The 24341-nt window shown below is 62.3% G+C and carries 23 protein-coding genes; 16 read left to right on the plus strand and 7 right to left on the minus strand.

The genetic code is table 11. The annotated features are described in order from the left end of the window. Positions 1–34: 34 nt before the first annotated feature. Entirely contained in the window at positions 35–1459 is a 1425-nt protein-coding gene (locus IPM20_00225; protein MBK9130056.1) for a dihydrolipoyl dehydrogenase, read from the minus strand. Between the two features lie 80 nt (positions 1460–1539). Then, positions 1540–2277, minus strand: a complete 738-nt coding sequence (locus IPM20_00230; GenBank protein MBK9130057.1) for a glutathione peroxidase — start codon at positions 2275–2277, stop codon at positions 1540–1542. Positions 2278–2437: 160 nt separating this feature from the next. On the opposite strand from IPM20_00230, the gene IPM20_00235 reads away from it, so the two are divergent. Further along, positions 2438–3349, plus strand: coding sequence for a LysR family transcriptional regulator (locus IPM20_00235; GenBank protein MBK9130058.1), 912 nt, complete (start codon positions 2438–2440; stop codon positions 3347–3349). A 41-nt stretch (positions 3350–3390) separates the two neighbouring features. On the opposite strand, the gene IPM20_00240 is transcribed toward IPM20_00235, so the two are convergent. The 3 genes from IPM20_00240 to IPM20_00250 all read right to left on the minus strand — a co-directional run bounded on the left by IPM20_00240 (position 3391) and on the right by IPM20_00250 (position 6737). Next, positions 3391–4209: an FkbM family methyltransferase gene (locus IPM20_00240; protein MBK9130059.1), complete on the minus strand. Its 819-nt coding sequence runs from the start codon at positions 4207–4209 to the stop codon at positions 3391–3393. 124 nt (positions 4210–4333) lie between these two features. Beyond that, positions 4334–6298 carry a tetratricopeptide repeat protein gene (locus IPM20_00245; protein MBK9130060.1) on the minus strand — a complete coding sequence of 655 codons (1965 nt, stop codon included), beginning with the start codon at positions 6296–6298 and terminating at the stop codon, positions 4334–4336. Between the two features lie 157 nt (positions 6299–6455). Then, positions 6456–6737: a hypothetical protein gene (locus IPM20_00250; GenBank protein MBK9130061.1), complete on the minus strand. Its 282-nt coding sequence runs from the start codon at positions 6735–6737 to the stop codon at positions 6456–6458. 248 nt (positions 6738–6985) lie between these two features. On the opposite strand from IPM20_00250, the gene IPM20_00255 reads away from it, so the two are divergent. From IPM20_00255 to IPM20_00275, 5 genes are all read left to right on the plus strand, one after another. Beyond that, positions 6986–7468, plus strand: a complete 483-nt coding sequence (locus IPM20_00255; protein ID MBK9130062.1) for a DNA starvation/stationary phase protection protein — start codon at positions 6986–6988, stop codon at positions 7466–7468. A 330-nt stretch (positions 7469–7798) separates the two neighbouring features. Then, positions 7799–9055 (plus strand): peptidase, encoded by a 1257-nt coding sequence (locus IPM20_00260; protein ID MBK9130063.1) that lies wholly within the window; start codon positions 7799–7801, stop codon positions 9053–9055. A 66-nt stretch (positions 9056–9121) separates the two neighbouring features. Then, on the plus strand, positions 9122–10588 hold the full coding sequence (locus IPM20_00265) for a thiol oxidoreductase (GenBank protein MBK9130064.1): 1467 nt from the start codon (positions 9122–9124) through the stop codon (positions 10586–10588). A gap of 8 nt (positions 10589–10596) precedes the next feature. Further along, positions 10597–11694 carry an imelysin family protein gene (locus tag IPM20_00270; GenBank protein ID MBK9130065.1) on the plus strand — a complete coding sequence of 366 codons (1098 nt, stop codon included), beginning with the start codon at positions 10597–10599 and terminating at the stop codon, positions 11692–11694. A gap of 5 nt (positions 11695–11699) precedes the next feature. After that, positions 11700–12824 carry a DUF1513 domain-containing protein gene (locus tag IPM20_00275; protein MBK9130066.1) on the plus strand — a complete coding sequence of 375 codons (1125 nt, stop codon included), beginning with the start codon at positions 11700–11702 and terminating at the stop codon, positions 12822–12824. Positions 12825–12840: 16 nt separating this feature from the next. Here IPM20_00275 and bfr (IPM20_00280) read toward each other — a convergent pair whose 3' ends face one another. Together bfr (IPM20_00280) and bfr (IPM20_00285) are read right to left on the minus strand one after the other, a co-directional pair. Continuing rightward, positions 12841–13308 (minus strand): bacterioferritin, encoded by a 468-nt coding sequence (bfr, locus tag IPM20_00280; GenBank protein ID MBK9130067.1) that lies wholly within the window; start codon positions 13306–13308, stop codon positions 12841–12843. 35 nt (positions 13309–13343) lie between these two features. Continuing rightward, entirely contained in the window at positions 13344–13808 is a 465-nt protein-coding gene (gene bfr, locus IPM20_00285) for a bacterioferritin (GenBank protein ID MBK9130068.1), read from the minus strand. Positions 13809–14049: 241 nt separating this feature from the next. Here bfr (IPM20_00285) and IPM20_00290 point away from each other — a divergent pair, with 241 nt between their 5' ends. The 10 genes from IPM20_00290 (at position 14050) to IPM20_00335 (ending at position 24341) form a co-directional block, all read left to right on the plus strand. Then, positions 14050–14244 carry a (2Fe-2S)-binding protein gene (locus IPM20_00290; GenBank protein MBK9130069.1) on the plus strand — a complete coding sequence of 65 codons (195 nt, stop codon included), beginning with the start codon at positions 14050–14052 and terminating at the stop codon, positions 14242–14244. Between the two features lie 226 nt (positions 14245–14470). After that, positions 14471–15460 (plus strand): Fe(3+) ABC transporter substrate-binding protein, encoded by a 990-nt coding sequence (locus tag IPM20_00295; GenBank protein ID MBK9130070.1) that lies wholly within the window; start codon positions 14471–14473, stop codon positions 15458–15460. Positions 15461–15466: 6 nt separating this feature from the next. Next, complete coding sequence (locus IPM20_00300) at positions 15467–17167, plus strand: iron ABC transporter permease (protein ID MBK9130071.1); 1701 nt, start codon at positions 15467–15469, stop codon at positions 17165–17167. Positions 17168–17301: 134 nt separating this feature from the next. Next, positions 17302–18075, plus strand: a complete 774-nt coding sequence (locus tag IPM20_00305) for a zinc-dependent peptidase (GenBank protein ID MBK9130072.1) — start codon at positions 17302–17304, stop codon at positions 18073–18075. Positions 18076–18124: 49 nt separating this feature from the next. Continuing rightward, the gene (locus IPM20_00310; protein ID MBK9130073.1) at positions 18125–18748 is read left to right on the plus strand and encodes a DUF2845 domain-containing protein; all 624 of its coding nucleotides are present in this window, start codon (positions 18125–18127) and stop codon (positions 18746–18748) included. Positions 18749–19025: 277 nt separating this feature from the next. Continuing rightward, positions 19026–20474, plus strand: a complete 1449-nt coding sequence (gene sufB / locus IPM20_00315) for a Fe-S cluster assembly protein SufB (protein ID MBK9130074.1) — start codon at positions 19026–19028, stop codon at positions 20472–20474. Further along, a complete protein-coding gene (sufC, locus tag IPM20_00320; GenBank protein ID MBK9130075.1) occupies positions 20471–21268 on the plus strand; it encodes a Fe-S cluster assembly ATPase SufC in 798 nt (265 codons plus the stop codon). Before sufB ends, sufC begins: the two co-directional genes overlap by 4 nt. Positions 21269–21282: 14 nt before the next feature. Continuing rightward, positions 21283–22599: a Fe-S cluster assembly protein SufD gene (gene sufD / locus IPM20_00325; GenBank protein MBK9130076.1), complete on the plus strand. Its 1317-nt coding sequence runs from the start codon at positions 21283–21285 to the stop codon at positions 22597–22599. 18 nt (positions 22600–22617) lie between these two features. Further along, positions 22618–23886, plus strand: a complete 1269-nt coding sequence (locus IPM20_00330) for a cysteine desulfurase (GenBank protein ID MBK9130077.1) — start codon at positions 22618–22620, stop codon at positions 23884–23886. Next, positions 23883–24341 carry an SUF system NifU family Fe-S cluster assembly protein gene (locus tag IPM20_00335; protein ID MBK9130078.1) on the plus strand — a complete coding sequence of 153 codons (459 nt, stop codon included), beginning with the start codon at positions 23883–23885 and terminating at the stop codon, positions 24339–24341. Before IPM20_00330 ends, IPM20_00335 begins: the two co-directional genes overlap by 4 nt.

The raw sequence follows: 24341 nt of genomic DNA on the forward strand, positions 1-24341 counted from the left end.
GCGCAGGTCTCCTGTTTTCCTACTTTCAGCGGCATCAGGCGCTGCGTCGATGCGCGTGCTTGCCGCCGGCCTCCTCCAGTCTGGCCTGGGCGTCCCGCAGGGCGGTGCGCACGCCTTCCTCGATCACCGGGTGATAGAACGGCATTTCCAGGGTCTGCTGGACGGTGAGGCCGGCCTGGATCGCCCAGGCGAGCAGGTGGCCGAGATGTTCCGCGTCCGGGGCCATCATCTCGGCGCCGAGCAGCCGGCCGTTCCCGATGTCGGCGTAGACGTGCAGCAACCCCTTGTTGCGCAGCATCATGCGGCTCCGGCCCTGGTTTTCGAACGAGACGCGTCCGGTGACGAAGCTGTCCGGTGCGAGGTCTGCATGGCGTGTGCCTATTACCGCGAGCTGCGGATCCGAGAACACGATGGACAGCGGCACGCGGCGCAGGCCGGGCTGAACGGCGGGATAGACGGCGGCGTTGGCGCCCGCGATGCGGCCCTCGTCCGCGGCTTCGTGCAGCAGCGGGAGATCGTTATCCGCGTCCCCCGCGATGAAGATGTGACTGGCGCCGCACTGCATGGTGTGGCGGTCGAACAGGGGTACACCGCGCGCATCGAGTTCGAGCGAGGTATTCTCCAGGCCGAGGTTGCGCACATTGGGCGTGCGGCCCGTGGCCACGATCACGTATTCGACGCTGTCGCGGCGATTCTTTCCCGCGCGGTCCTCGTAGTGCACGGCCACACCGTTTTCCACCGGTTTCAGCGCGCGGATCGCGGCATCGGCGTCGAGATAAAATTCGTCCTGGAAGGCGCGCGTCGCGTAGGCGCGTATTTCGGGATCGGTGAATGGGCCGACCAGGTGATCCTTGCCGAACATCAGTACCTTCACGCCGAGCCGGTGCAGCGCCTGTCCCAGTTCAAGACCGATGACGCCCGGCCCGAACACCGCCACCGACTTCGGCAGGTCGTCCCAGGCGAAGATGTCGTCGTTGACGAGCGCGCGGCTGCCCAGTCCGCGGAACATCGGCGGGACGCCGGGAGATGATCCGGTGGCGATGACGGCGCGCGTGAAACGGATGCGCGTGTGGTCGTCCACCTGCAGGGTGTGGTCATCCAGGAAACGGGCATAGCCCCGGATCTTGTCCGCCTCCGGGATCGAGGCGACGCCGTCCAGGACAAAACCGACGAAGCGGTCGCGCTCGCGTTTCACGCGCGCCATCACGGCGTGTCCGTCAATGGAAACGGAGCCGTCGAGCCGGAGGCCGAATTCCGGCCATCTGGCCGGGGCATGGGCCGCTTCGGCGGCGGCGATCAGCAACTTGCTCGGCATGCAGCCGACACGCGCGCAGGTCGTGCCGTACGGACCCCCTTCGATGATCACGGCGCGTTTCCCCGCGCCGATCCCGGTCCGGTAAGCGGCAAGTCCGGCGGTCCCGGCCCCGATGACGGCGATGTCGACTTCGAGTTCCTTCATGCGTCTTCCTTACCCTCTTGAATGGAACAGGAGTTGCGGCGGCCGCATGTGGCGCGGCCGCCGTATTCCCTGTTGGACCGTCAGGCCGCCCGTTTGGCCCAACGCTCGAGCTCTTCGAGTCCGCCGATCAGCTCTCCGTTGACGAACACCTGCGGTACGGTCTTCTTGCCCGCGACCGCGCCGACCACTTTGCTGCGGGTGGAGTGGGACAGCGGGATCTCCGCGTAATCATAGCCGAGTTCCGTCAGAATGGCCTTGGCCTTCGCGCAGTACTGGCAGCCTTCGCGCGTGAGGACCGCCACCTGGTCGGGCGTCTTCGCCTTCGGGTTAATATAGCCCAGCATGGTGTCGGCGTCCGAGACCTCGAAGGGGTCGCCGGGCTTCTCCGGCTCGATGAACATCTTCGCGACGACGCCATCCTTCACCAGCATGGAATAACGCCAGGAGCGCTTGCCGAAGCCGAGATCGGATTTGTCCACCAGCATGCCCATGCCCTCGGTGAATTCGCCGTTGCCATCCGGGATCAGCATTACGTTGTCCGATTCCTGGTCCTTGGCCCACTCGTTCATCACGAAAGTGTCGTTGACCGAGACGCAGGCGATGGTATCGACGCCATTGTCGAAAAACGCCGGCGCCAGCTCGTTGAATCGCGGCAGATGGGTGGATGAACAGGTGGGGGTGAACGCCCCCGGCAGCGAGAACACCACCACCGTCTTGCCCTTGAATATATCGTCCGTGGTCACGGTCTTCCACTCGTTGTTTTCGCGGATGCGGAAGTTGACCTGCGGGACGCGCTGACCTTCATGGTTCTGTAACATTGATGCTCTCCTTTCCGATAAGGTCGGTTGATGATCTGGCCCGAAAATTTACTGCACGCGGTCCACTATAAGAGGCCGTCGTAAGCGGGGCTAATACTATGTTAAGATCGGATCAATAGAAATTATCTATTGACTGTCGCTGCGGCGGGGCGATCGGATCATGACGCTGACGGAACTGAAATACATCATTGCGGTTGCTGCGGAACGCCATTTCGGGCGCGCTGCCCAGCGCTGCTTCGTGAGTCAGCCGAGTCTGAGCGCCGCGATCAAGAAACTCGAGGATGAACTCGGCGTGCTGATCTTCGAGCGCGGCAAGAATGAGGTCCTGGTGACGCAGATCGGCGCCCAGGTCATCGCCCAGGCGCGCCGCGCCATGGACGAGGCGGAGCGCGTCAAGACGGTGGCCAGGCAAGGCAAGAATCCGCTCGTCGGCAGTTTCCGGCTCGGCATCATCCACACCATCGCGCCGTACCTGCTGCCCGATCTCGTCGTCAGATTGCGCGCGCTTGCGCCGGAGATGCCGCTCGATATCGAGGAGAATCTGACGGCCAATCTGGACCAGATGTTGAAGGGCGGCCTGATCGATGCCGCCATTCTTGCCTTACCCTTCGAGGCGGCGGGGGTGGACATCATTCCGCTCTATGACGAAGAATTCCGGGTCATCGTGCCGTCCCGCCATCCCTGGGCGCGCCGCCGCGCGGTCGACGCCGCCGAACTGGCGGAGCAGAATCTGTTGCTGCTCAGCATCGGTCATTGTTTCCGTGACCAGGTGCTGGGCGCTTGCCATGAGTTCGCGCGCGCGCCGGTTTCCGGCAAGCAGGGCAATTCCCTGGAGACGATCCGCAATATGGTGGCGTCGGGGATGGGGGTTTCAGTGCTGCCCGCGACAGCGCTCACGCCGAAGTATTCGAACCCCCTGATCAAGGCGCTGGATTTTGCCCCGCCTCGACCCATGCGGCGCGTCGTGCTCGCATGCCGCCAGGGTTTTCCCCGTGGCAAGGCGATTGAAACGATCGCGCGGGCCTGCGTCGGTCTAGGGCTTCCGATTACGTCGCTCGCACCGGATTCCTGAACCGCATCGGAGAGGCGCGATACCGCCTCTGCGATGTTCCGCTAGGCCAGGTGCAGGCCTGTCTGCTGCAGAGACACGTCCTTGCTGGTCGGGTCCGAGCCGTGGATGGCAAGGATGTTGATGCCCGCCGGATAGGCCAGATAGCCTTTCTGTTCGAGCAATGACAGCAATTTTTCCTTGTCGGATTTTATGGTCTCGATCAGCATCTGCGGCTTGCAGCGATCAATCGTGGCGGACGCGCCCGCCAGTGCCTCCAGTTCCATGCCTTCGACGTCGAGCTTGATGAAGTCGACGCGGGGATATGCACGGGAATCGATGGTGATCTGATCGACCGTGGTCGTGCCCGTATCGGAGTAATCGATTGGCTGACCGATGAATTCGTTGCGCGCGGCTTTTCTCAGCTCCAGGCTGCCGAAGCTGGACGGGATCAGGTAGTTCGGCGCCGGGATCCTGATCCTGTCGTTTTCGGCCCCGACCGCGGCGAGCGTCGCAGTCGCGTTCAGGCAATTGTTGATGGCGATATTGCCGGCCAGTGCGTAAAAGATCCTTTCCTGCGCCTCGAAGGCGACGACGGAACCCCAGCCATGGAGCAGGCGAGCCCACTCGATGGTATGTACGCCGATATTCGCCCCGCAATCGAGGGCCACGACGCCGTTGCCGAAGTATTTTCTGCGTTTTTGCAGCAGGGCGAGGACGAAGTTGACCTCTTCGTGATCGAAACTTGATGAGTTCAGGATCTGGTATCCGACGCCGAAGCCCTGCGTGGGGCTGACCATCCTGTAGTCATGGCGATTGACGATCAGCGTTCCATGGTTGGAGGAGGCCAGGATGAAGGCGATTGGGCGCTTGGTCGGTGTCATGTCGGCATTTCGCTTGCTGCGGCGGCGGATGGCGGGTACACCCATGTCCTGGCAAGCCTGCTTGGCAGGATATCATGGCCCGCGGAGGAGGGCGATCCGGGGTGAGCATGTGTTTTCCCCCGGCTCACCGCAGCTCGGCGGCGACCCGGGCGATCACATTATCCCAGTCCCCCGGTCGGGTTTGCCGAAACAGTCTGGTGGCGGGGTACCAGGGGGTGTCTTCCCGATCCAGCTGCCAGCGCCAGTCCGGGTAGTAGGGCAGCAGGATCCAGGTCGGTTTACCCAGCGCTCCGGCCAGATGGGCAACCGAGGTGTCGACCGAGACGACCAGATCCAGGCATTCGATCAGCGCCGCGGTATCGTCATAATCATTCAGTGCCTCGCCGACGTGCCGGATCTGCGGGTGCGTGGCGAGTATTTCCCGGTCGTGATCCCGCAGTTCCTTCTGCAGGCTGACGAAGGCCGCGGAGTCCGTGAGCAGCGGGAGAAGCCGGTTCAGGCGGATGGAGCGATTGTAGTCATTGCGGAATGCCGGGCGACCGGACCAGGCGATACCGATCCGCGGTTTCGCCGGCGGACCCAGGCGGGTCCGCCATGCCTCGACGCGCGCCGGATCGGTGCTCAGATACGGCGTCGCGGCGGGGATCGTCTCGCTATCGGTGCGGAAGGCGAGCGGCAGACTCATGAGAGGGCATTGATAGTCGAAGGCGGGCAGCGGATCGCCCGTGGCGAAAACCTGCGCCGGTCCGCGCATCCGTGCGAGCAGCGGTTGCAGCGGCGGCTGCACTTCGAGCAGCACGCGCGCGCCGAGCGCGGCCACGAGGGCGGCGTAGCGGCAGAACTGCAGGGTGTCGCCGTAGCCCTGTTCGGAATAAAGCAGGATGGTTTTCCCGGAGATATCTTCACGGCCCAGCCAGAGCGGCTGCGGGAACACCCTTGCCGCACCCGCTTCCTTCACCTTCCAGCGCCATTCGTATTTTTCCCAGCCGCGCGTGAATTCCGCGTTGACCAGGCGGTAGGCCGCTTCGCAAAAATGCGCTTCCGGAAATTCCGGCTCCAGCGCGAGCGCGCGGTCGATATCCGCGTATGCCTGCTCGAAGTGCCGCATATGCATCATCAGCATGCTGCGTTCGATGTAGCCCTCGGTGTAATCCGGTCGGAGTTCCAGGGCGCGGTTGAATGCGACCAGGGATTCCGGCAGCCGGTTCAGGACTCGCAGCGTGATGCCGAGGTTGCAGAGCGCGTCAGGATGGTCCGGCTTGAGGGCAAGGGCACGATCGAGGCTGGCCAGCGCCTCCGGGTGACGGTTGAGCGCGTTCAGGACGATCGCGCGGTTCAGCAGCGCCTCTCCGTAGGCGGGGTTCAATTGCAGCGCGACATCATAGTCCGCCAGGGCCTCTTCCAGGTGCCTGAGTTCGCGCAGGACGTTGCCGCGGTTGATACGGGCCTCGACATACCGGGGATTACAGCCGAGCGCGCGGTCGTAGCTGGCCAATGCATCTTCATATCGCTCCAGGGTGCGCAGGGCGTTTCCCCGGTTGTAGTAGGCCTGGGTAAATCCCGGATTGCGGCTCAAGGCCCGGTCATAGCTGGCAATTGCCTCTTCGGTGCGCGACAGCAGCTCGAGTACGATGCCGCGGTTATTGTGCGCCTCGGCGTAATCGGGTTTGAGCGCCAGCGCGCGGTCGTAGCTCGCCAGGGCTTCCTCGTCGCGGCCGAGTTCCCGCAGTACAACGCCGCGATTGAAATGGATCTCCGGGTAGTTCGCCTTGAGCGAGAGCGCGCGGTCATAACTGGCCAGCGCATCTTCATAACGCTTCATGCCCAGCAACACGTTGCCGCGGTTGGTGACTACGACCGCGGATTTCGGGTTGACCTTCAAGGCCCGGTCCAGAAGCGGTATCGATTCCTCGCTGCGACCACGCTGGAATTCGAGCTGTGCCAGCATGCAGAGGGTATCGAAGTGAGCGGGGTTGGTTCCCAGGATTTCCCGGTACAGCACCGCGGCCTGTTCCAGCTGCCCGCCCTGGTGGAACATTTGCGCGTAGCGGAAGTTCTCCGCGATGGATGCCTGCTGTTTCCGATTCACGGAGTCGCCCTTGATTTTGTCATCGGATATCGATTGCTACGCGAGCGCCACATCAGACCGTTATATACCATACTCCGGGCTGACCTTCCCGCCGGTGTGACAGGGATGGTTCGGGTGATTGCCCGGATTGTTTGAGAGCGGCGCGTGGTGTTATCGATTACGGGCGGGGTGCGCGGGGCAAAACTTCTTTCGGGGAGTTGCTTCCGGCGTCTGCATGGCGCGCGGCGCAGACTCCGTCGGCGCAGGCAAGCAGGAACAGGTGATTGATCAGGCTGTGCAGCGCGCAACAGCCCGCGCATGGCGGTCCATCCAGGCACGACTGGGCCGATTCGACTTCGCGGTGATAGATCCACTGCAGGCGCACCGTGCCCGAATCGGTCTCGGTGATCTTGAGATGGGGGTCTCCGCCATCCAGCCAGGCGTCGATCTTGTACCGCATAAGCAATCAGGTCTCGAAACGGGTCCAGCCCTCGCGAGCGATGCTTTAAATGATAATAATTATCATTTAAATGTCAAGCATGGAGGATGTCATCCGGCCCGGCTGCGGTGGTATCGAGCTGTGGTGCGGTTCTGTTTGCATCGCAGCGGGGCTTGTTATGTGTCTAAATTGGGCTTATTTTGAATTGCATGTCTCGCGGGCAATAGCGAAGACGGATTGATTGAGCAATAAATTCTGGAGGAGTGTGTATGAGTTCGAAATCCATGCCGATCAATATCGGTATCAATGACGATGATCGCAAGGCCATCGCCAACGGCCTGTCCAAGTTGCTGGCGGATACCTATACCCTGTATCTGAAGACGCACAATTTCCACTGGAACGTCACCGGCCCCATGTTCAATACGCTGCATCTGATGTTCGAGCAGGAGTACAACGAACTCGCGCTGGCGGTCGATGCCATCGCCGAGCGTATTCGCGCTCTGGGCGTTCCGGCGCCGGGCAGCTACAAGCAGTTCGCGGAACTGACCCGGATCCGGGAAGAGACCGGGACGCCAGAGGCGACCGACATGATTCGCCAACTGGTGGCCGATCAGGAAACGGTGGTGCGTACCGCCCGTGAGATCTTTCCCCTGGTCGACAAGGCGAACGATGAGCCAACCGCCGATCTGTTGACTCAGCGCATGCAGATCCATGAGAAGACCGCATGGATGCTGCGCAGTCTGCTGCAATAGTCTTCGTATCACCCGTCGCCACCCCGGCCGCAAAAGCGGCCGGGGCGGTGTACACCCCGCCCACAGTTTCCCGCTAACCCGCAGTTTGGCGTGCGCCCGTCGCGGCGCAGCCATCCGCGCGCATGTTTCGAATCCCCTGCTGCCCGGCAGGAAAAGAATATTTTGTATTTGATAATTGTTCGTATTATTATTTCCATGCTTGGCCGCCGAGTTCACGCTTCCTGAGCGGGAGTATTCGCGGTGCTGGCTATAACCGGGTCCCCGCCGTGCGCCGCGACTGGCGTGTGGATTTCCCCGAACTATCGCTTGTCGACATCAGGAGAAACAATAATGAAGAGAGCCATAGTATTGCTTGCTGGCCTGTGCATCGGTGGACAGGTATCGGCCGCGCCGACACAGCAGGCGGTGCTGGATCATTACGCCGATCTGGCGCAGGCGATGTACCAGGATTCGCTCACGACGGCGAAGGCCCTGCAGAAGGCGGTGGATACGCTCATCAGGCAGCCGAACGAAAAGAACCTGACAGCTGCGCGTGCATCATGGAAGGCGGCCCGGGTGCCCTACATGCAGACGGAAGCCTATCGTTTCGGCAACGCGATCGTGGATGACTGGGAGGGGAAGGTCAACGCCTGGCCGCTGGATGAAGGTCTGATCGACTACGTGGACGCGAGCTATGGATCGGAGTCGGACGAAAACCCGTTCTATAGCGCCAATATCATCGCCAACAAGATGGTGATGGCGGGCGGGGAGCATGTCGACGCCGACAAGATCACCAAGGATGTGATTGCCAGCCTGCAGGAAGTGGGTGGGGTCGAGGCCAATGTGGCGATCGGGTACCACGCCATCGAATTCCTGCTGTGGGGCCAGGATCTGCACGGCACCGGTCCCGGCGCCGGCGAGCGTCCCGCGACCGATTTTGACCCCAGGAATTGTACCCACGGCAATTGCGAGCGCCGCGCCGCATACCTCAAGGCCGCGACGGATCTGCTGGTGGACGATCTGGATTGGATGGCCGGGCAGTGGGGCAAGGGTGGCGAGGCCCGTACCACGGTGGCCGACGGCGGCGCCCAGGGGTTGGTTACCATCCTCACCGGCATGGGCAGCCTGTCCTACGGGGAACTGGCGGGCGAGCGCATGAAGCTCGGTCTGATGTTGCATGATCCGGAAGAGGAACACGATTGCTTCAGTGACAACACGCATTTCTCCCATTTCTACGATGCGATGGGTATTCGCAACGTCTATACCGGCAGCTATACCCGCGTTGATGGTTCCCGGCTGACCGGCCCGAGCATTGCGGATCTCGTGGCCGCGAAGAACGCGGACGCGGACAAGACCCTGCGCAAGGGGCTGGATGCGACCCTGGCCAAGATGCAGGTGCTCGTGGACAGCGCCGAGAAGAAGGGCGTGCATTACGATCAGCTGATCGGCGAGGGCAACAAAGAGGGTAACGCGATGGTAATGGCCGCGATCGATGCGCTGCTGGATCAGACCAAGCTGATCGAGAAGGCGGTCGCTGTCCTCGATATCTCCCCGATCGAGTTCGAGGGTTCGGACAGTCTGGACAATCCGGACTCAATCAGTAAGTAATATCCTCCACCCGGACATGGGCTGGCCGCGAGGCTGGCCCATGCCGTTTTCTCGTGGAGCTGACCAATGAAGACTCTGAGGCAGTTACTGCCGGCCGGGCTGCTGGCGCTCCATTCGGTCGTTGCCTCAGGCGGCGGATCGGATCCCTGGCCTACGGATTTCACCAGGCCGGAAGCGGGCGAGGATATGCCCGCCGGCGCCGCCACCCATCGCAAGATGATCAACCGGGACGTGTTCTCCCATGCCTCGGCCAACATGAACTTCGAGCGTGAGCTCGATTTCAAGATCGGTAATGGCTTCTTCCGGCGTTTCTGGGTCACCGCGCCATCCTCCACCCAGGCGGCGGATGGGCTGGGTCCCCTCTACAATGCGCGCGCCTGCCAGAACTGCCATCTGAAGGACGGCCGCGGCCATCCCCCCGCCGGTCCGGACGAGGCCGCCGTTTCGATGTTCCTGCGCCTCAGTATCCCGCCTCGGACGGAGGAGGAGCGGCGCCTGCTGGCGGAACGCAGGACCAATGTGATTCCGGAGCCGACCTACGGCGTCCAGCTGCAGAACTTCGCGATCCGGGGGATACAGCCGGAAGGGCAGTTGCGCATCGACTATGAGGAAATCCCGGTCTCGCTGAAGGACGGCAGCGTGGTATCGCTGCGCAAGCCGACCTACAGCGTGGACGAGCTGGCCTATGGCGAGCTCGATACCGCGACCATGATGTCTCCCCGGGTGGCGCCGCCGATGATCGGACTCGGATTGCTGGAGATGATCGACGAGCGGGATATCCTCGCCGCGTCGGATCCCGAGGATGGCGACGGCGATGGTATTTCCGGACGGCCGAACCGGGTCTGGAGCCTCGAGTTCGGGAAGGTGATGCTTGGACGCTTCGGATGGAAGGCCGGTGTCGCGTCCGTGAACGAACAAGGTCAGGCGGCATTCAACGGTGATATCGGGATATCGGTTCCCTTGTTCCCGGCCGGGGCGGGCGAATGCACCGAGCGACAGGGCGCGTGCCGGGCGGCGCCGAACGGCAACAGTCCGCAGTATGACGGGCTCGAGGCCGGACGGCAGATCACGGAGCTGGTGGCGTTTTATTCACGCAATCTGGCAGTGCCGGCGCGGCGCGATTATGATCATGCCGATGTGCTGGAAGGGAAACGGATCTTTTATCAGAGCGGGTGTGCGGATTGCCATCGACCGAAGTACCGCACGCGGACCGAGAGCGCATACCCCGAACTGTCCGGTCTGCTGATTTGGCCCTACACCGACATGCTGCTGCATGATATGGGGGAAGGCCTGGCGGATCACCGACCGGAGGGCGATGCCGACGGCCGCGAGTGGCGCACGGCGCCGCTGTGGGGGATCGGTCTGACGCCTGTCGTCAGCGAACATCCCAGCTATCTCCATGACGGCCGCGCGCGCAGCCTGCTGGAGGCGATACTGTGGCATGGTGGCGAGGCCCTGCGCTCGCGAGATGCCGTGGCCGGGCTGTCGAGCGAACAGCGCGCGCGCCTGATACGTTTCGTCGAATCCCTGTGAGTATGCCCATGACAATACCTTGCAAGCTACTGTCGATTTTCGTGGCCTTATGGTTCCTGTCGCCAGTCGCCGTGCTGGCCGCTTCGCCGTGGCCGGCGGTCAATCGCGCCGTGGTGAATGAGCACATCATTCCCCGCTATCGCGATCTGGTCGAAGCGACGGCAGGGCTGGAGAAGCACAGCCGGGAATTCTGCGCGGCGCCGGATGAGAATGGTCTGGCCGATCTGCGGGCGGAGTTCCAGGGCGCCATGGACGCCTGGATGGCGATACAGCATGTCCGCTTCGGACCGGTGGAACTTTATCTGCGCTACAACCGCTTTCAGCTCTGGCCCGACAAGCACAATACCGCCGAACGGCAGTTGAACAAGGCGCTGGCGGAGCAGGATATCGGGCAACTGGCGGACGACAAATTTCCCTACGCAAGCGTCGCCTTGCAGGGTTTGAGTGCCTACGAACGCCTGCTGTTCGACAGTGACGCGAATCCTGACCGTTTTCTCGGTGCGGGGCAGGACGGCTATCCCTGTCTGCTGCTCGAGGCCATCGCCCATAATCTGGCCCGGATGTCGGCGGATGTCCACCGCGAGTGGACGACCGGCACGCCGTCCTACCGGGAGATCGTGTTCGATGCCGAGCGCGGCAACAGCTATTTCGAATCCAGTGCTGAATTCAGCGCGCGTATGCTGAACAATCTGTACACCTCGCTGCAGTTCATCGTCGATCAGAAACTGCTTTCTCCGCTGGGGGCGACTCCGGCCGAGGCCAACCCGCGCCGTGCCGAATCCTGGCGCAGCCGGCGTTCCCTGCGCAATATCACGCTCAACCTGGAGGCGGCCGAGTCGCTGTATCTGACCGCCTATTCCGCTCCGCTCAAGGCGGACAAGCGGAACACGGGTCTGGACCGGGAGATCAGAGAAGCCTTCAGCCGTGCCCTGGAGGCGGCGCACACGATCAAAGAGCCGCTCTATGATGCCCTGCAGTCCGAGTCCGGACGGCAGTCCGTAGAGCGTCTGCTGACCGCGACCAGCGAGTTGAAGCGCCTGCTGGGAGGTCCTCTGCCGGCCGCCCTCGGCCTGTCGCTGGGGTTCAACAGCCTGGATGGAGACTGACGAAGATGAAGCGCCGCCTGTTTCTGAAGACCTTGGCCGGGACGATGATGATTTCCGCCGCCGGACGCGTTCTGGCCGCAGCATCTACTGATCTGTACATCAGCGCCCGTTCCGGTGATCGGGAGCAGTATTTCCTGAGCGCCTTCGATCCCGCCGGCAAGCTGGCCTACGATCTGCCCTTGCCCGGGCGCGGTCATGGTATCGCGTTGCACCCCGATGCCGCACAGGCGGTGCTCGTCGCGCGCCGACCCGGCCGTTTTCTCATCGTATTCGATGCCGCTTCCGGGGAGGTGATCCATACCCTGAACAGCCGGCCGGATCGTCATTTTTCCGGTCACGGGCTTTTCTCGTCGGACGGCCGCTGGCTGTATTCCAGTGAGATCGATTACGACGGGAAGCGGGGTGTCATCGGCGTCCGCGATGTCATGGATGGCTACCGCCAGATCGATGAATTTGGTTCCTGCGGGGTCGAGCCGCACGATCTACAACTCTGTCGCGATGGCCATGTGCTGGTGGTGGCGAATGGCGGCATCCTGACCCATCCCGATTTCGGCCGCGCCAAGCTGAACCTGGATACCATGACGTCATCGCTGATCTATCTGGATGCCGGCACGGGCCGGGTGCTGTCGGAACACCGCCTCCCCGCGGCCATGCACCAGCTCAGCCTGCGCCATCTCGCCGTGCCGGCGCCGGACGTGGTGTATGTGGCCATGCAGTATCAGGGTTCACCCGAGGACCGGCCGCCATTGGTGGCGATGCACCGCGCGGGCGAGGAGGAAATCCGCCTCCTGCAGGCGCCTGCCTCGGTGCTCGACCGGATGCGGAACTACTGTGGCAGTGTCTGTGCCGATGTCTCCGGGGGCTGGGTCGCGGTGTCTTCACCGCAGGGTAATCTGGTGACGTTCTGGTCCATGCAGAGCGGAGAGTACGCGGGCGAGGCGCGCGTGATGGATGGGTGCGGCATCGCGGCGGGCGCGCGGGCGGGGGAATTCCTGTTGAGCAGCGGCCGGGGCGGGCTGTTCCGCTACGATGCGGCACTGGCGAGCCTGACTGACCTCGGCCGCGCGAGCCTGCCGGACGCCCACTGGGACAACCACATGCTGCGTGACGCGGGTCCGTTTCGCGGTTGAGCTGACTGCCTGCCGCCTAGATCTGGGACTGCAGGTAATTTTCCAGGCCGATCTTCTCGATCAGACCGAGTTGCCGTTCCAGCCAGTAGGCATGGTCCTCTTCAGTGTCGGCCAGCATGCCCTTGAGGATGTCCCGCGTTTGGTAGTCCTGTTCCGTTTCGCAGACGGACATTGCCTTCCGCAGCGCCTTTATCACATCGTATTCCAGCTGCAAATCATTTTTGAGAATCTGCGGCACGTCGTGTCCGACATTCAGCGGGTCCTGCTTCGACAGGTCCGGTACCGTTTCGAGGAACAGCAGCCGCCTGATCAGCGCATCCGCGTGCTGTGTTTCCTCCTCCATCTCATGATTGATGTGCGCGTAGAGTTTTTCAAAGCCCCAGTCATGGCACATGCGCGCATGGATGAAGTACTGGTCGCGTGCGGCCAACTCGCCCCGCAGCAGTTTCTGGAGTTGCGCGATTACCTTGCCGTTGCCCTTCATGGTTCAATGTCCTCTCGTATTGGCCGGATCGAGTCTCAGATCATCGATTGCAGATAGTTTTCCTGTCCGACACTGTCGATGAGCCGGAGCTGGGTCTCGATCCAGTCGATATGTTCCTCGGCCTCTTCCAGTTGCTCTTCCAGCAGATGGCGGCTGATGTAGTCCTGCGTCGATTCACAGTAGGCGATGGCAGCCTGCAGGCGTGCCCGGAATTCCGTTTGCAGTGCAAGATCGTTGGCGAGGGCTTCGGGGACGTTTTCCCCGATCAGCAGCTTGCCCAGATCCTGCAGATTGGGCAGTCCCTGCAGGAACAATACACGCTCGATCAGGCGGTCGGCCAGCTTCATTGCCTTGATGGATTGCTTGTACTCGCGTTCATTGAGATCGTCCAGGCCCCAGTTGCGCAGCATCCTGGCATGAAGAAAGAACTGGTTGATGGCCGTGAGCTGGTCTTTGAGAACGGTATTCAGGTGCTGAATGACCTTGGTGTCGCCTTGCATGCGCTGCTCCCCCGCAGATACCGGGGGCCGGAGGATTCGTTTCCGCGCCGCCCAGCCAGAATTTGCCCGAATTATAGCGCCGTTCCCTTCCGGCGTCGATCCGCAGGATGCCATAACTGCCTGATAATTATTTGTATTTATTTGCGGGGCGTGGCAACCGGTTAAATCATTGAAAACCATTCTCATTTGTATTATTGTTGTTGCATCGTTCGGTCGCGTCGATGGATGAAAGGGGATCTGAATGTACATATGCGTTTGCAATGCGGTAACCGATCGCGATATCAGGGAGGCCGCCGGCAGGGGAATCTGCTCGATGGAGGCGCTCGGCGATCAATTGAAGGTGGCGACCTGCTGCGGACGCTGCCTGGATCACGCCAACAAGGTGCTTATGCAAGCCCTCACCGACGGGAGTGGGAATCCGCGGCTGAGCGTCTGATCCGGCTTCAGACTGTATCCATCATGTGATCCATACCCCGTGCCGTGGCAATACGCCGCAGTGCCGGGCGGTTACGATTTTTGACACCGGACGTTGTGGTTCGGCGTTTAGGGAAGCTGTGTGAGGACCGGGAGGATTTATGTTTTATGAGTCGATCGGGCGCCTGGGGCGGTGTTTCGAAATGTGCCGTCCCCGAACCGGGGGCTCCATTTCGGCGTTACGCTGGATGGCTGCATCCGCCTGGATTGTGATGCTGGCTTTCCCGGCATTCTCGGCCCGGGCCACTGAGTTGATCGTTTATTCCGAGCGCAATGAAAGCCTGATCAAGCCGCTGTTCGACGCCTATACCCAGGAAACCGGAGTCGATATCCGATTCATCACCGATCAGGCCGGTCCGCTGCTTGAACGGCTCAAGGCCGAAGGCGAGAACACCCCGGCCGATCTGCTGATCACCGTCGACGCCGGTAACCTGTGGCTGGCCGCTCGTGAAGGCGTGCTCGCCCCGGTCGATTCTGACGTGCTGACGAAGAATATCCCCCTTCACCTGCGCGATCCTGACAATCGCTGGTTCGGTTTGTCGGTACGGGCGCGTACGATCGTTTACAGCACCGAACGGGTGGTTCCAGGCGAGCTTACGACGTATGAGGATCTCGCCTCTCCCAAATGGAAAGGGCGCTTGTGTCTGCGTACCTCGAAAAAGGTGTACAACCAGTCCCTGGTCGCCATGATGCTCGAACGGCTCGGACCCGAGGAGACCGAGAGGGTGGTGCGCGGCTGGGTGCGCAACCTGGCGACGGCGCCGTTCTCGAACGATACCAAGCTGATGGAGGCCATCGACGCCGGTCAATGTGATGTCGGTATCGTCAACACGTATTATTTCGGGCGTCTGCAGCGGGAGAAGCCGGACATCAAGCTGGCCTTGTTCTGGCCGAACCAGGACAGCAGCGGTGTGCACGTGAATATCTCCGGCGCGGGCATCACCCGTCATGCCAAACATCCCGCGGAGGCGATCAAGCTGCTTGAATGGCTGTCGGCCGGGGATGCCCAGGGCGCGTTTGCCGACATGAATCTGGAGTACCCTGCCAATCCGCAGGTGCAGCCCGATCCCGCCGTAGCCGCCTGGGGCAGCTTCAAGCCGGATACCATCAATGTCACCGTCGCCGGCCGGCGCCAGGCCGAGGCCGTCATGTTGATGGATCGCGCCGGTTATCGTTAACCGCCCATGACCGGCGGCGATCTCGCGCAAGCCGGAACCGCGGACGCGCGACCCGGGTCGGAGCGTGGCGGCAGGGCCCGTCTGGTTTACGCCTGCGCGCTTGCGCTGGCCGCGCTCGCGGTCGCGCCGTTGTTATTGATCATCGCCTCCTGGCTGGATCCCCAGACGGCGGTGTGGCGGCACCTGGCGGAAACGGTGCTCGGCCGGTTGATGCTGAACACCCTGATCCTCGCGGTGGGCGTGTCCCTTGGTGTCTTGATGTTCGGCGTCGCGCTGGCCTGGCTGACCTCGATGTGCGAGTTTCCGGGGCGCCGCTTCTTCGAGTGGGCGCTCATGCTGCCGCTCGCCATTCCCGCCTATGTGTCGGCCTTCGTGATGCTGGGACTGTTCGATTTTTCGGGTCCGTTGCAGACCCTGTTGCGGGAAATCTTCGGGCCGCGCGGTTACTGGTTCCCCGAGGTCAGATCGGGCGGGGGGGTGATCACCGTCATGGTGCTGGTGCTGTATCCCTACGTGTACATGCTGGCGCGCGCGGCCTTCCTGACCCAGGGGCGGACGACGATGGAGGCGGCGCGGGTGCTTGGTCTGGGGCCATGGGGTGGATTTTTTCGCGCCGTTCTGCCGATGGCGCGCCCGGCGATCATTGTCGGTGTTTCGCTGGCCCTGATGGAGGCGCTCGCCGATTTCGGCGCGGTGGCGGTCTTCAATTTCGATACGTTCACCACGGCCATCTACAAGTCCTGGTTCGGCCTGTTCAGCCTGCAGGCGGCATCGCAACTGTCGACGTTGCTGCTCCTCTTCGTCGCGCTGGTCCTGCTGGGCGAGCGGCGATTGCGCGGACGGGCGCGTTATCATGCGGCCCAGCCCAATACCCGGAACCAACGTTACCTTTTAACCGGCGCCCGTCGCTGGCTTGCGACGGGCGCGGCCGGCGCCGTGTTCGCCTTCGCCTTCGTGATTCCGGTGGCGCAGTTGCTGAGCTGGACCTGGACTGTGATCGGAACGGAATTCTCCGCGCGTTATCTCGGACTCCTGCTGCATACCCTGGCGCTCGGCGGCGTGGCCGCCCTCATCACTGTCGCCGGCGCCTTGTTACTGGCCTATATCAACCGCTTTCATCGTGATCGGCTGTCGCGCGCGCTGGTCTCCATGGCGACGCTGGGTTATGCCTTGCCGGGGACGGTGCTCGCCGTGGGCATCATGCTGACCTTTACCGGCGTCGATCGTTTCGTGAACTCGATCTGGCAGGATTCGGCCGGGGGAGGGGCGCTGCGTATTTTCTCGGGGACCCTCACCGTTCTGCTGCTGGCCTATCTGGTGCGCTTTCTCGCGGTGGCCTTTGGTCCGATCGAAAGCGGTTTCGCTCGCATCCGGCCCAGCCTGTCCGAGGCGGCAAGGAGCCTCGGAGCCGCGCCCGCGGAACTGATGCGGCGTGTCTACCTGCCCTTGCTGCGACCTGGGATCCTGACCGCCGCGCTGTTGGTGATGGTCGAGGTGATGAAGGAGATGCCGGCGACACTGCTATTGCGTCCTTTCGGCTGGGATACCCTGGCGGTGCGTATTTTCGAGATGACCTCCGAGGGCGAATGGGAGAGGGCGGCCCTGCCCGCCGTGACCCTGGTGTTGGCCGGCCTGCTCCCGGTGATTTTTCTGGTCCGGCGCTCCGCCGGGGCGGTTTACAGTTCCGCTGCCGGCAAATTCGGCTGAGACCCTCCTGTCGCCAGGTCGTCGTTACGGGCGGTAGAACCGGCCGGTCAGAACTGCTATGTTGGCTTGCGTACATGCACGGAGGGTCCGTGCGTCTGTTGTTGCGATCCTCTCCTCCTGGCTGGTATATAACCATGTTCTCGCTGCGTGACTGGCGCCGGCGCCGGGTGCTCCGGCGATTTCCGCTCGATGATGGTCTCTGGTCCGAAGTGATCGGGGGGTTGCCCGTCGTCGCGGGTCTGGACGCCGGTGAACGGGGTAATCTGCGCGAACTGTGTACGCTCTTCCTGCACGGGAAGTCGTTCGAGGCCGTGCAGGATCTGGAGATCACGCCGCGCATGCGGCTCTGTATCGCCGTGCAGGCCTGCCTGCCGATACTCAATCTGGGCCTGGTCTGGTTCGAGGGGTGGTCGACCATCATCGTTTATCCGGGTGAGTTCGTGCATCGGCGCGAAGATGTCGATGAGGCTGGAGTCATTCATGAATGGGACGAGGTGCGCAGCGGTGAGTCCTGGGAATATGGCCCCGTAATCCTGTCTTGGGCGGATGTCGCTGCCTCGGGTCGATGCGACGGTTATAACGTCGTGATCCACGAACTCGCGCATAAGCTCGACATGCTGAACGGCGAGCCCAACGGATTCCCGCCTTTGCCGCGCGGCATGGAGGCCGGCCAGTGGAACCGGGCATTCAGCGCAGCCTTCGCTGACATGAACCGTCGGCTGGACGCCGGTTCCGATACCGCGATCGATCCCTATGCCGCGGAGCACCCGGCCGAGTTTTTCGCGGTATTGAGCGAATATTTCTTTGAACTCCCCCTCCTCGTGCGCGATGAATATCCCGAGGTATACGCCCAGCTCAGTGCCTTTTATCGCCAGAATCCGCTGCGCCGTCTGAAGAACGGCCTATAATAGAATCCGTTTCATCGTTCTCGCGGAGCGGACGCGCAGGAAATACGGCATGCCGAATCACCCGCTGAAGTCCGCCCGTTTTGCCGGGGTGGCGCTGGCCATCACGCTTCCGTTACTGGTTTCCCCCGCCGCGCTCGCATTCCGATGCGGCAATGTCCTGGTGAGCGAAGGTGATTCGAAGGCCGAGGTGCTGATCAAGTGCGGGGCGCCTGACTGGAAGACGGAGTGGTCCGAGGATATCGTCGACAGCGCCGATCCCTCCCTGTCCTATCACCTGAGTAGCGAGAAGGAGCGCTGGCTGTACAACCTCGGGCCGCAGCGCTTCATGAGAATCCTGCTGTTCGAGGACGGAAGACTGACCGACGTCAGCACCGGTGAGCGCGGTTTCTCCCGGGACGGCGATCCGGGCGCCTGCCGGCTCGATGGTTTCGAACTTGGGACCAGCGATTTCCTTGTGCAAACGCGATGCGGTGCACCTTTGTTCGTCGACACCCGCTACCGGGAGAGTCTGAGGGCGTTCCGAGACGGACCGGTGCGTCTCATACGTACGCGCGTCGAGGAATGGACCTACAACCTCGGGCCGACGCAGTTTCTGCGCATCCTGGTGTTCGAGAACGGCGAACTGGTAGAGCGGCGGCATGGTGACCGCGGCTTCGTCGAAGGAACCCGTTGACGATATGCCGCGCGGATCGGCGGTCCCTCCCCGGATCCGGGGCGCCGCCGGGATACCTTTCTCCTTTCCGCGGGCCGTTCCGGCCCCCGTCAACCGGCGGGATCGAAGCGCGGGCTATAAAACCTGTATATTATCGGTACAATACTGGGGCGGGCATTCAATACTTGACTAAATCAGTCAAGTATTATATCGTTACGCACAGTTTTCACTAATTATCTTTCTGATTTGAATTGTGTTTTCTCGATAATTCTGGTTTCTCTGGGACACGCGGAGCAATATGGCTGAGACGAGCCGAAACCTCGAGCATCTGATCGACCGGGAATACACGGCCGGTTTCGTGACCGATGTGGAGCAGGACAGCTTCCCGCCGGGTTTGAGCGAGGATATCGTCCGTCGGATTTCGGCCAAGAAGGAGGAGCCGGACTTCATGCTGGAATGGCGCCTCCAGGCCTATCGACACTGGCTGACGATGCGCGAACCCCGCTGGGCCCATGTGCGTTATTCCCCGGTGGATTACCAGTCCATCAGCTATTTTTCCCAGCCGAAACAGGACAAGGACCGCCCCAAGAGCCTGGATGAGGTCGATCCCAAGCTGCTCGAAACCTATGAAAAACTCGGCATCCCGCTGCGCGAGCAGGAGATGCTGGCGGGTGTGGCCGTTGACGCGGTCTTCGACAGTGTTTCGATCGCGACGACCTACCGGGAAAAGCTCGCCGAACTGGGGATCATCTTCTGTTCCTTTTCCGAGGCGGTGCGCGAGCATCCCGAACTGGTGCGCAAGTATCTCGGCACGGTGGTCCCGCCGGGCGACAACTTCTTCGCCAGTCTCAACTCCGCGGTATTCAGTGACGGATCTTTCGTCTATGTGCCGCCGGGCGTGCGTTGCCCGATGGAGCTGTCCACCTATTTCCGCATCAATGCGGCCAACACGGGTCAGTTCGAACGCACGCTCATCATCGCCGACGAGGGTGCCTACGTCAGCTATCTCGAAGGTTGCACGGCGCCGATGCGGGACGAGAACCAGCTGCACGCGGCAGTGGTGGAGCTGGTCGCGCTGGACAATGCCCAGATCAAGTATTCCACCGTTCAGAACTGGTACCCGGGCGACGAGAACGGGCGCGGCGGCATCTATAATTTCGTCACCAAGCGCGGGTTGTGCCGCGGCGTCAATTCGCATATCTCCTGGACCCAGGTGGAGACCGGTTCGGCGATCACCTGGAAATACCCCAGCGTGGTGCTTCAGGGGGACAATTCGGTGGGCGAGTTCTACTCGGTCGCGCTGGCCAACAACTATCAGCAGGCCGACACCGGCACCAAGATGATCCATGTCGGACGCAACACGCGCAGCACCATCATTTCCAAGGGTATCTCGGCGGGCCACGGCCAGAATGCCTACCGCGGGCTGGTCAAGGTCCTGGCGGGCGCCGAGGGCGCGCGCAACTACACCGAGTGCGACTCGCTGCTGTTCGGTGATCGCTGCGGCGCGCATACCTTTCCGTATATCGAGGTCAAGAACCGCACGGCCCAGGTCGAGCACGAAGCGACGACTTCCAGGATCAGCGACGATCAGTTGTTCTACTGCATGCAGCGCGGGTTGTCGCGCGAGGACGCCATATCGATGATAGTCAACGGATTCTGCAAACAGGTGTTCAAAAAGCTGCCGATGGAGTTCGCGGTCGAGGCGCAGAAGCTGCTGGACATCAGCCTCGAAGGAGCGGTCGGATGAGCACAGCAGAGGCAAAGACCCTGCGCATCAGGAATCTGCGCGCGACCGTCGGTGACAAGCGCATTCTCAACGGCATCGATCTGGAGATCCGCCCCGGCGAGGTGCATGCCATCATGGGTCCCAACGGCTCCGGCAAGAGCACGCTCGCCCAGGTCCTCGCCGGGCGCGATCTCTACGACGTTACGGCCGATGAATTCAGCTATGGTGGTGCGGACCTGCTGGCGATGGCGCCTGAAGAGCGGGCGCGGGAAGGGATTTTCCTGGCTTTCCAGTATCCGGTGGAGATTCCCGGCGTCAGTACCGTGACGCTGTTGAAGGAGTCCCTGAACGCCATCCGGCGTCATCGCGGCGAAGCCGAACTGGACGCCATGGACTTTCTCACCCTGGTAAAGCGCAAGCTTGCGCTGGTGGAGATGCGCGAGGAGTTCCTCTATCGCTCGGTCAATGAATCGTTCTCCGGCGGGGAAAAGAAGCGCAATGAGATCCTGCAGATGGCGGTGCTGGAACCGCGTCTCGCGATCCTGGACGAAACCGACTCCGGACTCGACATCGATGCGCTCAAGCTGCTGGCCGACGGGGTGGCGAAGCTGCGCGGGCCAGGTCGGTCCTTCATCGTCATCACCCACTATCAGCGCCTGCTCGAGTACATCGTTCCGGATCACGTCCATATCCTCGCGGCAGGCCAGATCGTCAAGTCCGGCGGCCGCGAACTGGCACTGGAGATCGAGCACCAGGGCTATGCCTGGCTCGAACGCGAACCTGGCGGCGCCGCTCGGTCGCTCGCCGCGAGCTGATATTCATCGCCGTCATGGCCGCAAGCCCCGTTACACCGCTGGAAGAATACCGGAGTCTGCGCGGCGCGCTGCCGGGGCAGGGCCAGGCGTGGCTGCTCGCTCTGCGCGAGGACGCGCTGCGGCGATTTTCGGACCGCGGGTATCCCTCGCCGCGGGACGAAGCATGGAAGTACACCAACATCGCGCCGCTGCTGAAGCAGACTTTCGTGCCGTCGTTTTCCGTCGAGCCGCCGCAAAAGATTGTGGCGGTGGACATCGCCGCCAGCCTGTTTGTCGATGCGGACATGCCGCTGGCCGTGTTCGTGGACGGCCGTTTTGACGCCACGCTGTCCAACCTGTCCACGCTGCCGCCAGGCGTCGAATTGCGCAGTCTGCGCGAAGTGCTTGATCGGGATGGCGCCACGCTGGAGGATCTGCTGGGAGGAACGGTGCCGCAGGAGCCGCACGGTTTCATCGAGCTCAATACGGCATTCATGTTCGATGGCGCCTATGTGCGGATCGCCCCCGAGGCGGTCGCCGAACGTCCTCTGCACCTGCTGTTCGTCGCAAGCGGGGCAACGCAGCCAATCGCGAGTTATCTGCGCAACCTGCTGATCGCGGCGCAGGGCAGTCGCGCCGCTGTCGTCGAACATTATGTGAGCCTGGGTGACGCGCCGTCCTTGTGCAATGTCGCCACGCAGTGTGTGATCGAGCGGAATGCGGCGCTGGATCACTACAAGCTGAATGAAGAAGGTGCCGGTGCGTACCACTTTTCCGGCCTGTATATCGAACAGGCGCGGGACAGTCGCTACAATTCGCACAATGTCGCCGCCGGGGGTCGTTTGATCCGCAACGACTTGCGCTGCGTGCTGGCCGGTGAGGGCGCCGAGTGCGTCCTGAACGGACTCTATCTCGGGCAGGGGCGCGAACACATCGACAATCAGACCTCCGTCGAGCACAGGGTGCCGCACTGTTCCAGTCGCGAATGGTATAAGGGCGTGCTGGACGGCCGTGCGCGTGGGGTCTTCAGCGGACACGTGATGGTGCGGCAGGATGCCCAGAAAACGGACGCCCAGCAGATGAACAATAATCTGCTGCTGTCGGATGAGGCCGAGGTCGATACCCGGCCGCAACTCGAGATCTACGCGGATGACGTCAAGTGCAGCCACGGGTCGACGGTGGGGCAGTTGAACAGCGATGTCCTGTTTTACCTGCGCACGCGTGGCATCGACGAGAACGAGGCGCGCCGTCTTCTGGTCACTGCCTTCGCGCAGGACGTGGTCAGCCGCATGGCGGCGGCGCCGGTGCGTGAATGGGCGGAGCGCCTGATCGCGGCGCGACTGGCCCGCTGAGCGCGCTTCATGGATACAATGACCAGGATGAGCGGAAATTCACAGAGGATCGATGCGGCGCGTGCCACTCTCGACGTAGAGAGGATCCGCGCCGATTTTCCCGCGCTGCGACAGACCGTGCATGGTCGCGCGCTGGTCTATCTGGACAATGCCGCCTCGGCGCAAAAACCGGCGCAGGTGATCGATACGGTACGGCGGTATTACACCGACGACTACGCCAATGTGCATCGCGGGCTGCATTACCTGAGCGAGCGCGCCAGCGATGCCTTCGAGGCGGCGCGCGGCAAGGTGCGCGGATTCATCAACGCGCGCGAAGACCATGAGATCGTTTTCGTGCGTGGCACCACCGAGGCAATCAACCTGGTCGCCGCTTCCCTGGGTCAGTCTCATCTGAAGGCGGGCGATGAAATCCTCATCACCGAGATGGAGCACCATTCGAATATCGTGCCCTGGCAACTGCTCGGTGAACGGCTGGGCACGGTGCTGAAGGTCGCGCCGGTGAACGACGCCGGCGAACTGCTGATGGACGAATTCGAACGCCTGCTCGGCCCGCGTACCCGGCTCGTCGCGGTGACCCATGTGTCGAATGCGCTGGGCACGATCAACCCGGTCGAGCGCATCATCGAACTGGCGCATGCCCGCGGTGCCCGCGTCCTGATCGATGGCGCGCAATCGGTTCCGCACGCAGCGGTGGACGTGCAGGCCCTTGGATGTGATTTCTACGCGTTTTCAGGCCATAAACTCTATGGTCCCACCGGTATCGGGGTCTTGTATGGCCGGCGGGAACTGCTGGAATCCATGCCGCCGTACCAGGGCGGGGGCGAGATGATCCGCGAGGTGAGCTTCGCGCGCACCACCTATGCCGAGTTGCCGCACAAGTTCGAGGCGGGCACCCCGCACATCGTGGGCGCGATCGGGCTGGGCGCGGCGATCGACTACCTGCAGGGAATCGGTCTGGAAGCCATCGCGCGCCACGAGGATGAGCTGCTCGCGTATGCAACGACCCGGTTGCAGGAGATCCGCGGCCTGCGCCTGGTGGGTACCGCCGCCCACAAGGCCGGTATCGCCTCGTTTCTGCTGGATGGGGTGCATACCCACGATGTGGGAACGATCCTCGATCGTCACGGCGTGGCGGTTCGGGCCGGACATCACTGCGCGATGCCGCTGATGACGCGATTCGGGGTGAGCGGGACGACGCGCGCCTCCTTTGCACTCTACAATACGCGTGCCGAAATCGATGTCCTCGTCGAGGCGATCCGGCACGCACAGGAGCTGTTCGGACGATGAACGAGCTGAAGGATCTTTATCAGGAGGTCATTTTCGACCACAACCGCAACCCGCGGCATTTCGGCAAGCTGGCGCACGCCAGCTGTCACGCGGAGGGCTTCAATCCGCTGTGCGGCGACAAGGTTTCCGTCTATCTCAAGTTCAATGATCAGGGCGTGATCGAGGATGTCAGTTTCGACGGATCCGGTTGCGCCATATCGGTTGCGACCGCCTCACTGATGACCGAGACCCTGGTCGGCAAGACACGCGCGGAAGCGGAGGCGATGTTCGAGCGTTTCCATTCCATGATGCTGGGAGAGGAGAGCAGGGGCGACGCGGCCGCACTCGGCAAGCTGGAAGTATTATCCGGAGTCAGGGAATTTCCCTCCCGCATCAAATGCGCCACCCTGGCCTGGCACACCCTGCTGGCGGCCCTGAAGGAAGAGCAGGACCGGGGCTCCATTTCCACCGAGTGA

It is taken from the genome of Gammaproteobacteria bacterium, assembly GCA_016716465.1.
GTDB lineage: Bacteria > Pseudomonadota > Gammaproteobacteria > SZUA-140 > SZUA-140 > JADJWH01.

Bases quoted from the DNA above. Each gene is read 5' to 3' on its own strand.
- bfr (MBK9130068.1), bottom strand. From the start codon at position 13,808: ATGCAAGGCGACACCAAGGTCATTCAGCACCTGAATACCGTTCTCAAA.
- IPM20_00250 (MBK9130061.1), bottom strand. From the start codon at position 6,737: ATGCGGTACAAGATCGACGCCTGGCTGGATGGCGGAGACCCCCATCTC.
- IPM20_00235 (MBK9130058.1), top strand. From the start codon at position 2,438: ATGACGCTGACGGAACTGAAATACATCATTGCGGTTGCTGCGGAACGC.
- IPM20_00260 (MBK9130063.1), top strand. From the start codon at position 7,799: ATGAAGAGAGCCATAGTATTGCTTGCTGGCCTGTGCATCGGTGGACAG.
- IPM20_00255 (MBK9130062.1), top strand. From the start codon at position 6,986: ATGAGTTCGAAATCCATGCCGATCAATATCGGTATCAATGACGATGAT.
- IPM20_00335 (MBK9130078.1), top strand. From the start codon at position 23,883: ATGAACGAGCTGAAGGATCTTTATCAGGAGGTCATTTTCGACCACAAC.
- IPM20_00270 (MBK9130065.1), top strand. From the start codon at position 10,597: ATGACAATACCTTGCAAGCTACTGTCGATTTTCGTGGCCTTATGGTTC.
- IPM20_00265 (MBK9130064.1), top strand. From the start codon at position 9,122: ATGAAGACTCTGAGGCAGTTACTGCCGGCCGGGCTGCTGGCGCTCCAT.
- IPM20_00295 (MBK9130070.1), top strand. From the start codon at position 14,471: ATGGCTGCATCCGCCTGGATTGTGATGCTGGCTTTCCCGGCATTCTCG.
- IPM20_00300 (MBK9130071.1), top strand. From the start codon at position 15,467: ATGACCGGCGGCGATCTCGCGCAAGCCGGAACCGCGGACGCGCGACCC.
- IPM20_00275 (MBK9130066.1), top strand. From the start codon at position 11,700: ATGAAGCGCCGCCTGTTTCTGAAGACCTTGGCCGGGACGATGATGATT.
- sufC (MBK9130075.1), top strand. From the start codon at position 20,471: ATGAGCACAGCAGAGGCAAAGACCCTGCGCATCAGGAATCTGCGCGCG.
- IPM20_00240 (MBK9130059.1), bottom strand. From the start codon at position 4,209: ATGACACCGACCAAGCGCCCAATCGCCTTCATCCTGGCCTCCTCCAAC.
- IPM20_00290 (MBK9130069.1), top strand. From the start codon at position 14,050: ATGTACATATGCGTTTGCAATGCGGTAACCGATCGCGATATCAGGGAG.
- IPM20_00230 (MBK9130057.1), bottom strand. From the start codon at position 2,277: ATGTTACAGAACCATGAAGGTCAGCGCGTCCCGCAGGTCAACTTCCGC.
- IPM20_00330 (MBK9130077.1), top strand. From the start codon at position 22,618: ATGACCAGGATGAGCGGAAATTCACAGAGGATCGATGCGGCGCGTGCC.
- IPM20_00310 (MBK9130073.1), top strand. From the start codon at position 18,125: ATGCCGAATCACCCGCTGAAGTCCGCCCGTTTTGCCGGGGTGGCGCTG.
- sufD (MBK9130076.1), top strand. From the start codon at position 21,283: ATGGCCGCAAGCCCCGTTACACCGCTGGAAGAATACCGGAGTCTGCGC.
- IPM20_00305 (MBK9130072.1), top strand. From the start codon at position 17,302: ATGTTCTCGCTGCGTGACTGGCGCCGGCGCCGGGTGCTCCGGCGATTT.
- sufB (MBK9130074.1), top strand. From the start codon at position 19,026: ATGGCTGAGACGAGCCGAAACCTCGAGCATCTGATCGACCGGGAATAC.
- IPM20_00225 (MBK9130056.1), bottom strand. From the start codon at position 1,459: ATGAAGGAACTCGAAGTCGACATCGCCGTCATCGGGGCCGGGACCGCC.
- bfr (MBK9130067.1), bottom strand. From the start codon at position 13,308: ATGAAGGGCAACGGCAAGGTAATCGCGCAACTCCAGAAACTGCTGCGG.